The 10,714-nt window shown below is 71.0% G+C and carries 10 protein-coding genes; 5 read left to right on the top strand and 5 right to left on the bottom strand.

The window, feature by feature from the left end; translation table 11 throughout:
* Nucleotides 1-1,251 (top strand): hypothetical protein (locus ACERUN_RS17805; RefSeq protein ID WP_370291425.1); only part of this gene is annotated, 1,251 nt, incomplete at its 5' end.
* Complete coding sequence (locus tag ACERUN_RS17800; RefSeq protein WP_370291424.1) at nucleotides 1,233-1,826, top strand: hypothetical protein; 594 nt, start codon at nucleotides 1,233-1,235, stop codon at nucleotides 1,824-1,826. The genes ACERUN_RS17805 and ACERUN_RS17800, both read left to right, overlap by 19 nt.
* 91 nt (nucleotides 1,827-1,917) lie before the next feature.
* On the opposite strand, the gene ACERUN_RS17795 is transcribed toward ACERUN_RS17800, so the two are convergent.
* Nucleotides 1,918-2,946 (bottom strand): alpha/beta hydrolase fold domain-containing protein, encoded by a 1,029-nt coding sequence (locus ACERUN_RS17795; RefSeq protein ID WP_370291423.1) that lies wholly within the window; start codon nucleotides 2,944-2,946, stop codon nucleotides 1,918-1,920.
* An 82-nt stretch (nucleotides 2,947-3,028) separates the two neighbouring features.
* On the opposite strand from ACERUN_RS17795, the gene ACERUN_RS17790 reads away from it, so the two are divergent.
* From ACERUN_RS17790 to ACERUN_RS17780, 3 genes are all read left to right on the top strand, one after another.
* Nucleotides 3,029-5,224, top strand: coding sequence for an RNA degradosome polyphosphate kinase (locus ACERUN_RS17790; protein WP_370291422.1), 2,196 nt, complete (start codon nucleotides 3,029-3,031; stop codon nucleotides 5,222-5,224).
* A gap of 93 nt (nucleotides 5,225-5,317) precedes the next feature.
* Nucleotides 5,318-5,935, top strand: coding sequence for a DUF47 domain-containing protein (locus tag ACERUN_RS17785; protein ID WP_370291427.1), 618 nt, complete (start codon nucleotides 5,318-5,320; stop codon nucleotides 5,933-5,935).
* Between the two features lie 3 nt (nucleotides 5,936-5,938).
* Nucleotides 5,939-6,967, top strand: a complete 1,029-nt coding sequence (locus ACERUN_RS17780) for an anion permease (protein ID WP_370291421.1) — start codon at nucleotides 5,939-5,941, stop codon at nucleotides 6,965-6,967.
* Between the two features lie 27 nt (nucleotides 6,968-6,994).
* Here ACERUN_RS17780 and ACERUN_RS17775 read toward each other — a convergent pair whose 3' ends face one another.
* From ACERUN_RS17775 to pstC, 4 genes are read right to left on the bottom strand one after another with little or no spacing between them, the layout of a single operon-like run.
* On the bottom strand, nucleotides 6,995-7,732 hold the full coding sequence (locus ACERUN_RS17775) for a response regulator transcription factor (protein WP_370291420.1): 738 nt from the start codon (nucleotides 7,730-7,732) through the stop codon (nucleotides 6,995-6,997).
* Between the two features lie 21 nt (nucleotides 7,733-7,753).
* Entirely contained in the window at nucleotides 7,754-8,536 is a 783-nt protein-coding gene (gene pstB / locus ACERUN_RS17770) for a phosphate ABC transporter ATP-binding protein PstB (RefSeq protein WP_370291419.1), read from the bottom strand.
* Nucleotides 8,537-8,547: 11 nt separating this feature from the next.
* Complete coding sequence (pstA, locus tag ACERUN_RS17765; RefSeq protein ID WP_370291418.1) at nucleotides 8,548-9,609, bottom strand: phosphate ABC transporter permease PstA; 1,062 nt, start codon at nucleotides 9,607-9,609, stop codon at nucleotides 8,548-8,550.
* Nucleotides 9,606-10,577 carry a phosphate ABC transporter permease subunit PstC gene (gene pstC / locus ACERUN_RS17760; RefSeq protein ID WP_370291416.1) on the bottom strand — a complete coding sequence of 324 codons (972 nt, stop codon included), beginning with the start codon at nucleotides 10,575-10,577 and terminating at the stop codon, nucleotides 9,606-9,608. Before pstC ends, pstA begins: the two co-directional genes overlap by 4 nt.
* Between the last annotated feature and the right edge of the window lie 137 nt (nucleotides 10,578-10,714).

Here is a 10,714-nt window from a genome sequence, read left to right as displayed (position 1 = left end):
GAGCACGCCGTCGCCGAGACCGACGTCGCCGAGACCGACGTCGCCGACCCCGACGTCGCTGACACCGACGTCGCCGAGACCGACGTCGCCGAGACCGACGTCGCAGAGACCGACGCCGCGGAGACCGACGCCGCGGAGACCGACGAGGCCGACGAGGCCGACGACGTCGAGAGCACGACCGACGCCGAGACGGACGCCAACGCCGACGCCGACGCCGAGACCGAGGACTCCTCGCCGGCCCCTGCCGAGGCGACGTCCGGACTGGCCGCGCAGATGGCGCAGATCCGGGCCCGCCTCGCGATGGCCGAGGACGACGTGCCCCTCGGCACTGTCGACGAGCCCGCCGATCTCGACCCGGCCGCACCGCTGAGCCTCCTCGCGCAGTGGCGCTCCGGCGCCCCGTCAGCCGCGGACCTGCTGGCGTCCGCCGGCGAGGACTTCCCCGACGAGCCGGCCGATCGCGACAGCTCGGCCCCCGTCGAGGTACCCGTCGAGGCACCCGCGGCGGTCGACGAGCCCGCGCCCACCGAGCACTCGAGCGAGGTCGACGACGAGCTCGAGCCGACCGAGCCGTCGTACGACGAGGAGCCCGACGCGCCGATCGCCGTCGACCCCGTCGTCGAGCCCGAGCCTGTCGCCGAGCCCGAGCCCGAGCCTGTGCCCGTCGCCGAGCCCGAGCCCGTCATCGAGCCCGAGCCCGTCGTCGAGCCGGAGCCCGAGCCTGTCGCCCAGCCCGAGCCCGTCGAGCAGGCACCCGCCGCCCGCGTGGACGCCGGAGCCGCCGCCGCGGCTGCGGTGGCCGCGGCCCGGCCGGAGGTCCGCACCGGATCGTTCCTCGCCAAGCGCGGCAACGCCTCGCTGGCTCCCATCGCGATCCTCATCGCGCTGGGCTGCGCGTTCGTCGTCGGCCGCATGGGTCTCGAGGGCACGCTGCGCGACGACATCGGACTGTCGGTCACCCTGACGGTGATCGCCGGCGTCCTGCTGATCTTCGCGCTGCGCTCCAGCAACAGCGCGAGCCTCGTCGAGATCGACACCGAGGGTGTGCTCAAGGTCAATGCGGGCGACACCAGCTCGCGCTTCGACCTCACGAGCCCGAACACGAAGATCGAGCAGACGGGGGCCCCCGGGCAGCGCAACTGGCGCATCCTGATCCTGCGGCGCAGCATGTCGCCGGTCTCGATCGACGCGAAGATGGTCGATCCCCAGAAGTTCCTGGAAGCGCTGCGGCAGTGGCGACCGGAGATCTGAGCGCCGGCACCGCCGCCTACGAGCTCGAGCGGCTGCGCACCGAACGTGACGAGCTGGCGCGCCGCTGCGCCGCGGCCGAGGCCGAGGTGGCCCGGCTCACCCGCGCGCTCGCGGCACCCGCATCATCACTCTCGCTGTTCGACGGGCCGCCGGAGCCCGGACCGCTGGGCGACGGCACCGACCAGCGCGTGCTGTCGCTCGTGCTCGGCGCCGTCGCGGTGGTCTCCGGCATGGTCGCGGTCCTCACGTTGATCAACGGCCGCATCGCCACGCCCTTCGGCGTCCTCGTGCTGGGCCTCACCGCGGCCCTCGCCTGGGGCGCCTCGCGCACCCGCGTGGTGCCGGTGGAGGTCAGCGTGGTGCGCGGCATGGTCTACGTGACCCGCGGCGACGACACGCACCGCTTCGACCTGCGCAAGCCCACCACCGAGGTCCGGATGGTGGGTCGCCCCGGTGAGCCGGGCTGGGCCGTCCACTTCCCCCGTCGCCACGCCGAGTCGGTGATCATCGACGCCACCATGGTCGACGCCGACGAGTTCACCCGCCAGGTCCGCGAGCACCGCCCCGACCTCTGACCCGCCGAGTGGCACCCCTGGTGCGCCCACGTGGCAGGAATGGTGCGCCCCACGTGGCGATGCGCGCCGGAGCGAGCGTGCGCGCCGGCGGTCAGCCGCGCAGCATGCGGCGGACGACGCCCGCGATCTCCTCGACGCCGGCCCGACTCGACCGCCCCACGCCCACGATGTTGACGAAGCCGTGGATCTGGTCCTCGAAGCGGCGCACCTCGGTGGGCACGTCGGCGTCCGCGAGGCGTGCGGCGTAGGCCTCGCCCTCGTCGCGCAGCGGGTCGAAGCCGGCCGTGGCCACGTAGGCCGGGGCCAGCCCGTCGGGCAGCTCGACGTCGAGGAGGTTGACGCGCTCGTCGGCCTCGTCCTCGGGGGTGAGCAGGTAGGCGTCGTTGAACATCTTCATCGCCTCGGCCGTCAGGTAGAGCCCCTCGCCGAACAGGCGCAGGCTCTCGGTCTGCCGGTCGGGGTCGGTGCAGGGGTAGAGCAGCACCTGGGCGGCGAGCGGGAGACCCTCGCGGGCGGCGGCGATCGCGACCCACGCGGCGATGTTGCCGCCGGCCGAGTCGCCGCTGACGCCGAGCCGGGTCGGGTCGGCGTCGACCTCGCCGGCGTTCTCGTGCACCCACCGCAGCGCCGCGACGGCGTCGTCGAAGCCCTGCGGGAAGGGAGCCTCCGGCCCGAGGCCGTACTCGACGGAGAGCACCGCCACGCCGGAGCGCTCGGCGATCACGCGGCACGGAGCGTCGTGGGAGTCGAGGTCGCCGTAGAGGAAGCCGCCGCCGTGGAAGAAGATCAGCAGCGGTGCCGGCCCGGACGCCGCACCCGTCGGCGTGTAGAGCCGCGCGGGCAGGTCGGCCACCCGCAGGTCGCGCACGCGACCGATCGGCTGCGAACCACCGGCGAGGCGGGCGTTGGCCAGCATCCCCGCGCGGCCGGCCGCGACGCTGCTGCCACCGAGGTCGCCCTTGCGCGCGAGCTTCTGCAGCAGCAGCATCACCTGCAGGTCGGCCGCCAGCGTCTGGCCGTCGCGGCGCAGCGGCCGTCCACTGAGGCGGCGCTGCACCGACTCGGGCAGCCCCATGACGGTCGAGAGGGCCAGGGACTCGATGCGGGTCTGCAGGTTCACGGCCGTAACGGTACTCGCACGTACCCGGTCGGCCCAGGGTGTGGTCACCCCGCGTTCACCCGTTCCTGACAGACTCCCGGCCATGTCGACCGAGCACACCCCCGCCCCCGCGACGCGCCCCGGCCTCGTCGGCCTGCCGAGCGCCGGCGAGCCCGCGTCGTCCACCGGCCCCGATGGCGACGCGGCCCCCGCGTACGTGCCCGACCCCGCCATCGTCGCGGCCATCGAGGACGTCGAGAACCGCTTCGTCGACCGTGAGCTCTCGTGGCTGCGCTTCAACGAGCGCGTGCTCGAGCTCGCCGAGGACGACACGCTGCCGCTGCTCGAGCGCGCCCGCTTCCTCGCCATCTTCACCAGCAACCTCGACGAGTTCTTCATGGTGCGCGTGGCCGGTCTCAAGCGCCGCATCGCCACCGGCCTGGCGGTGAAGGCCGCGAGCGGCATGCTGCCGCGCGACATGATCGAGGCGATCTGGGAGCGCGCCGGCGAGCTCAGCCACCGCCACGCCGAGGTCTTCGCCACCCAGATCGTGCCCGCGCTCATCGAGGAGGGCATCGAGCTGGTGCGGTGGAGCGACCTCGACCGCGACGAGCAGAAGCACTGCAAGCGGCTCTTCAAGGACCGCGTCTTCCCCGTGCTCACGCCCCTCGCCGTCGACCCCGCCCACCCCTTCCCCTACATCTCGGGCCTCTCTCTCAACCTGGCGGTGCTGATCCGCAACCCGAAGACGGGCAAGGAGCACTTCGCCCGCGTGAAGGTGCCCTCGAACTTCGACCGGTTCGTGGGGCTCGGCAACGACCGCTTCGTGCCGCTGGAGGACGTCATCGGCGCCCACCTCGGCCGGCTCTTCCCCGGCATGGAGGTGCTGGAGGTCCACACCTTCCGCGTCACCCGCAACGAGGACCTCGAGGTCGAGGAGGACGACGCCGAGAACCTGCTCGCCGCGCTCGAGAAGGAACTGCTGCGCCGCAAGTTCGGCCCGCCCGTGCGCCTCGAGGTCGAGGCGTCGATCTCGGAGTCGGTGCTCGACCTGCTGGTCTCCGAGCTCGACATCGACCCCGCCGAGGTCGTGCGCCTGCCCGGCCCCCTCGACCTGCGGGGTCTGCACTCGATCGCCGACCTCCCGCGCGAGGACCTCAAGTTCGCCTCGTTCGTGCCCATCACCCACCCCCGCCTGGCCGAGGTGGAGTCGGCGGCACCGGTCGACGTCTTCAAGGCGCTGCGCCGTCGCGACGTGCTGCTGCACCACCCCTACGACTCGTTCGCCACCTCGGTGCAGCGCTTCATCGAGCAGGCTGCGGCCGACCCGCACGTGCTGGCGATCAAGCAGACCCTCTACCGCACCTCCGGCGACTCCCCCATCATCGACGCCCTCATCGACGCCGCCGAGGCGGGCAAGCAGGTGCTGGTGCTCGTCGAGATCAAGGCGCGCTTCGACGAGCAGGCCAACATCCGCTGGGCCCGCAAGCTCGAGCAGGCCGGCTGCCACGTCGTCTACGGCCTGGTGGGTCTCAAGACGCACTGCAAGCTGGCGATGGTGGTGCGCGACGAGCCCGACGGCATCCGCCGCTACACCCACATCGGCACGGGCAACTACAACCCGAAGACCTCGCGGATGTACGAGGACCTCGGCCTGCTCACCACCGACGAGACCATCGGCGAGGACGTCGCGCACCTGTTCAACAACCTCTCGGGCTGGTCGCGCAAGGCCACCTACGAGCACCTGCTCGTTGCCCCGGACTTCGTGCGCAGCGGCCTCGTCGAGCAGGTCCACGCCGAGATCGCCCACCACAGGGCAGGGCGCCCCGCCGGCATCCGGCTCAAGGCCAACTCGGTGGTGGACGAGCAGATCATCGACGCCCTCTACCTCGCCTCCTGCGAGGGGGTGCCCGTGCAGCTGCTGGTGCGCGGCATCTGCGCCCTGCGCCCCGGCGTCCCGGGCCTGAGCGAGAACATCGAGGTGCGCTCGATCCTCGGCCGCTTCCTCGAGCACAGCCGCATCGTCACCTTCGAGGGCGGCGGTCAGCCGGTCGCGTGGATCGGCTCGGCCGACATGATGCACCGCAACCTCGACCGTCGCGTCGAGGTGCTCGTGCGCCTGCCCGAGGCCAGCCGCGACGAGGTGCGCGCCCTCCTCGACCTCGCCTTCGACCCCGCCACCGAGGCGTGGGAGCTGGGCCCCGACGGCCACTGGACCCGCAACGGCGGCGAGGTGCACCTCCAGGAGACCCTCATCGAGCGGCAGCGCAAGCGTCGCTCGAGCAGCCAGAGCAGCTGAACCGGCGCTCCCGCGGCGGCCATTGCGTCCACCCCGCAGGCGTCACCTAGCATGGCCGCGTTCTGCTCGGCCTCACCAGGAGTTCATGTGCGTCTGCGACTGCGTCTGCGCCCGGTCGACACCTCCTTCTACGACCTCTTCACCGCCTCGGCCACCCACCTGGTCGGCGGCGCGGAGATCCTGGCGGAGATGCTGGCCGACTCCGCCGACCGCGAGGCCGTCGCCGCACGCATGCGCGCGGCCGAGCACGCCGCCGACGAGACCACCCACGCGATCGTCAAGAAGGTCAACAGCACCTTCGTCACGCCCTTCGACCGCGAGGACATCTACGCCCTCGGCTCGAGCCTGGACGACGTCATGGACCTCATGGAGGAGGCGGTCGACCTCATCCTGCTCTACGAGGTCGAGGCGCTGCCGGCGGAGCTGTCCGAGCAGGTCGACGTGCTGCAGCGATGCGCCGAGCTCACTGCCGCAGCCATGCCGCGGCTGCAGTCGATGAGCTCGCTCGACGACTACTGGATCGAGATCAACCGGCTCGAGAACCAGGGCGACCGCAACCACCGCCGCATCCTCGCCTCCCTCTTCTCCGGCGACTACGCCACCATCGAGGTGCTCAAGCTCAAGGACGTCGTGGAGTCCCTCGAGGCGGCGATCGACGCCTTCGAGAAGGTCGCCAACGTCGTGGAGCAGATCGCGGTCAAGGAAAGCTGACCCGTGGATCTCACCTTGGCGATCGTCATCGCCGTGGTCGTCGTCGCCCTGGCCTTCGACTACACCAACGGCTTCCACGACGCCGCCAACGCGATCGCCACCTCCGTGTCCACCCGCGCGCTGACCCCGCGCATCGCGCTGGTGCTCGCGGCGGTCATGAACTTCATCGGCGCGCTGCTCGGCCAGAAGGTGGCCAAGACGGTGGCCGAGGTCATCACGATCGAGAACGAGCAGCAACAACTGCTGGTCGGGGTGAACCACGGCCTGGTCATCGTGATGTCGGGGCTGCTGGGCGCCATCGCCTGGAACCTCATCACCTGGTACTTCGGACTGCCGTCGTCGAGCTCGCACGCGCTGATCGGCGGCCTGGTGGGCGCCGCGCTGGCCGGCGGGGTGTCGGTCAAGTGGGACACCATCGTCGAGAAGGTGCTCATCCCGATGGTCGCCTCGCCGCTCGTCGGCTTCGTCGGCGCCTTCGTCGTGATGACCGCGCTGATGTGGCTGCTGCGCCGCGGCAACCCGCACCGCATCAACCGCACCTTCCGGGGGCTGCAGACCATCTCGGCCGCCGCGCTCGCGCTGGGCCACGGCCTCCAGGACGCCCAGAAGACGATGGGCGTGATTCTGCTCGCGCTCGTCATCGCCTATCCGGCCAGCTACAGCATCGACACGCTGCCGCTGTGGGTCGTGCTGGCCGCAGCCACGGCGATCTCGGCCGGCACCTACGCCGGCGGGTGGCGGATCATGCGCACGCTCGGGCGCAAGATCATCGACCTCGACCCGCCGCGCGGCTTCGCCGCCGAGTCGGTGGGCGCGAGCGTGCTCTACACCACGGCCTTCGCCTTCTCCGCCCCCATCTCCACCACCCACACCATCACCTCGGCGGTGATGGGCGCTGGCGCCACGAAGCGACTCTCGGCGGTGCGCTGGGGCATGGCCCGCACGATCGTCACCGCGTGGGTGCTCACGTTCCCGATGGCCGGGCTGGCCGCGTGGGCCACCTACGAGGCGCTCCACCTCGTGCTGCTCTGAGACGCTGAGTCCCCAGACCCGACGGACTCAGCCGACGCTGAGCGTGTAGCCGCGACCCCGCACCCGGCGGACGTCGGCCGCGCCCTCGAGGCGCGCCCGCAACCGCGTCACGTGCATCGCGATCGTGTTCGAGCCCGGACGACGCGCCGACTCCCCCCAGAGCGCGTCGACCAGCTCGTCGTCGGTGACCAGGCCGGGCGCCTGCAGCATCAGCGCGCGCAGCAGCTCGAACTCCTTGAGCGGCAGGTCGCCGATCCGCGCCCCCTCCACCCGCACGGTGAAGGCGGCCGGGTCCAGCTCGATCGGGCCCACCGCGAGCCGGGCGGTGTCGGTCACCGGGCGCGGGCCGTGGGTCAGCACGTCCCAGACCTGTTCGGCGCGATAGGGGCGACCGAGCAGGGCCGACGCCCCGGCGAGCACCGCCGGCCCGACGTCGTCGAGGTCGGCGTCCTCGACGAGGGCCACGGCGCACGGGGTGCCGTCGCGACGCACGGCGGCGACGAACTCCTCCGCCGGCATGCCCGGCGCCAGGGGCGAGACGAGCACCGCGTGCGGGGCCGTGCGCCCGAAGGCCACGAGGCCGTCGAGCATCGAGGCCACCCACGTGACGTGGACGCCGCGGGCAGCCATCGCAGGGATCAGCCCGGCGTCGTCCTCGTGGGGGTCGACGACGAGCAGGTGGGCGCCCGCGGTCTCCACCCAGCGCTGGAGACCGGCGCGCTCAGGGGGGCGCCGGGAGTCCTCCCGGCGCTCGCGCACCGACATGATGGGTGACCTGGGAGCCGATCAGCCGAAGCGGCCCGAGATGTAGGCCTCGGTGGCCGGGTCGTCGGGGTTGGCGAACATCTTCTTCGTGGGGTTGAACTCGACGAGGTGGCCGGGCTCGCCCGTGGCCTTGAGGTTGAAGAAGCCGGTGTCGTCCGACACGCGCGCGGCCTGCTGCATGTTGTGCGTGACGATCACGATCGTGAAGTCGTGCTTCAGCTCGTGGATGAGGTCCTCGATGGCCGAGGTCGAGATCGGGTCGAGCGCCGAGCACGGCTCGTCCATGAGCAGCACCTGGGGCTGGACGGCGATCGCGCGCGCGATGCACAGGCGCTGCTGCTGGCCACCCGAGAGGCCCATGCCGGGCTTGTTGAGGCGGTCCTTGACCTCGTTCCAGAGGTTGGCGCCGCGCAGCGACCGCTCGACGGTCTCCTCGGCCTCGGCCTTCGACAGCCGCTTGCCGGCGTTGAGCTTGAGGCCAGCGATGACGTTGTCGAAGATCGACATCGTCGGGAACGGGTTGGGGCGCTGGAAGACCATGCCGATCTGGCGGCGCACGGCCACCGGGTCGACGTTGGGGTCGTAGAGGTCCTGGCCGTCGACGACGATCTTGCCCTCGACGCGCGCACCGGGGATGACCTCGTGCATGCGGTTGAGCGAGCGCAGGAAGGTCGACTTGCCGCAGCCCGAGGGACCGATGAACGCGGTCACCGCGTTGGCGCGGATCGTCATGTTGACCCCCTCGACCGCGAGGAAGTCGCCGTAGTAGATGTTGACGTCCGAGATGTCGATGCTCTTGCTCATGAGGTTCCCTCTCAGCCCTTCTTGGGGGCGAAGATCTTGCCGACGATGCGTGCCACGAGGTTGAGCACCATCACGATGACGATGAGGACGAGGGCGGCGCCCCACGCGTTGGCCTCCGCAGGACCGTCGCCGCGGACGTTCTGGGTGTAGATGAGCACCGGGAGCGTGGTCGTGGCGCCGTCGAAGGGGTTGAGGTTGGTGCGGTCGGTGAAGCCCGCGATGAGCAGGAGCGGCGCGGTCTCGCCGATCACGCGAGCCGTGGCGAGCGTGATGCCGGTGAGGATGCCGCCGAGCGCCGTGGGCAGCACGATGCGGACGATGGTCTTCCACTTCGGCGTGCCGAGCGCGTAGGCGGCCTCGCGCAGGTCGCTCGGCACCAGCATCAGCATCTCCTCGGTGGCGCGCACCACGATCGGGATCATCAGCAGCGAGAGCGCCACGGACCCACCGATCCCGGACACGTAGGCCGGGCCGAAGATCAGGGTGAACACCGCGAAGGCGAACAGGCCGGCCACGATCGAGGGGATTCCCGTCATCACGTCGACGAGGAACGTGATCGCCTTGGCGAGCGGGTTCTTGTTGCCGTACTCCACCAGGTAGATAGCGGCCATCACACCGACCGGGACCGAGATGATCACTGCTCCCGCAGTGATGATCAACGTGCCCATGATCGCGTGGTAGATGCCCACGGGCTGCTCGATCTGGGTCTTGAAGAAGGAGTAGGTGAGGAAGGTGCTGTCGATCCGGCTGAGCCCCCGGTCGATCACGCGCCACAGCAGGGAGACCAGCGGGACGACCGCGATCAGGAAGGTCGTCCAGATGAGGCCGGTCATCAGCCGGTCGGTGGCGCCACGGCGCCCTTCGACGGCCAGCGACCACAGCGGCAGCGCAAGCAGGTAGACGAGGGCGGCGAGCAGCACCGCCCCGACGACACCCATGCCGAGGACCATGAGGAGGGCTCCGAAGGCGACCGCCGTTCCACCGACCACCGCGGGCGCGAGCCGCGGGAGGCGCGGCACGACGAGGGGCAGGACGACGCGCTGCGCCTCGGGCTGCTTGTCGAGAACGGTCATCGGGCCATCCGCCTCTCGCTGCGGCCGATGATCCAGCGGGCCGCGAAGTTGACCAGGAAGGTGATGAGGAAGAGCACGAGACCCGTCGCGATGAGGATGTTGAGCGTGTCGGGCGTGCGCTCCTTGTACTTCAGTGCGATGTTCGCCGCGATCGAGGTCGGGCTCGACTGGGCGATGATGTTCCACGACAGGTCGAAGCCGACCGAGAGCACCATCGTCACGGCCATGGTCTCGCCGAGGGCGCGGCCGAGGCCGAGCATGACGGCCGAGACCATGCCGGACTTGGCGTACGGGAAGACGGTCATCCGCACCATCTCCCAGCGGGTGGCGCCGAGGGCCAGCGCCGCCTCCTCGTTGAGCCGCGGCGTACGGGAGAACACCTCGCGGGTGATGGCCGTGATGATCGGCAGCACCATGATCGCGAGCACGATGCCGGCGGTGAGCATCGAGCGGCCTGCCGTGTTGGGCTCCCCGAAGAGGTTGCCGATCACCGGGATGGGGCCGACGTTCTCGCTCAGCCACTCGTGCATCGGCACCAGCTTCGGTGCCAGGAAGTAGGCACCCCACAGGCCATAGACCACCGAGGGCACCGCCGCGAGCAGGTCGATCACGTAGGCCACCGGCGTGGAGAACCAGCGCGGCGCGTAGTGGCTGATCACCAGCGCGATGCCGAAGGAGAGCGGCACCGCGATGATCAGCGCGATGATCGAGGCGGTGAAGGTGCCGACGAGCAGCGGGAAGACGTAGCCCAGGAAGCTCTCGGCGTGCGGGCCGTAGGCCTCCGCCGGCTTCGCGAAGCCCGGGGCGCCCTTGATGGCCAGGAAGATGAAGACCCCGGCGAGGGCCGCCAGGATCACCAGGCCGGCGCCCAGGGCGGTGCCGGCGAAGAGTCGGTCGCCGTAGCCGCTGCGCACGGTGGCCCAGGAGGCCTGGCGCTCGCTCTCGGTCTCGGCGGTGGGCGCTGTCACGGCGTTCCCCTCATCGGTTCGGTCGGCTCCGTGGATTCACGGATCGGTGCAGGTCGCTCGGCGCGGGCGCACCCGCTCGATCGGAAAGTGTGCCGCACATGCGGCGGGAGGGGCGAGACCGCGCAGCGCGCGGTCTC

It is taken from the genome of Nocardioides sp. (assembly GCF_964229035.1).
GTDB lineage: Bacteria > Actinomycetota > Actinomycetes > Propionibacteriales > Nocardioidaceae > Nocardioides.
The sequence above is the reverse complement of the archived record's forward strand: the minus strand, read 5'-3'. Positions and strand labels throughout refer to the sequence as shown.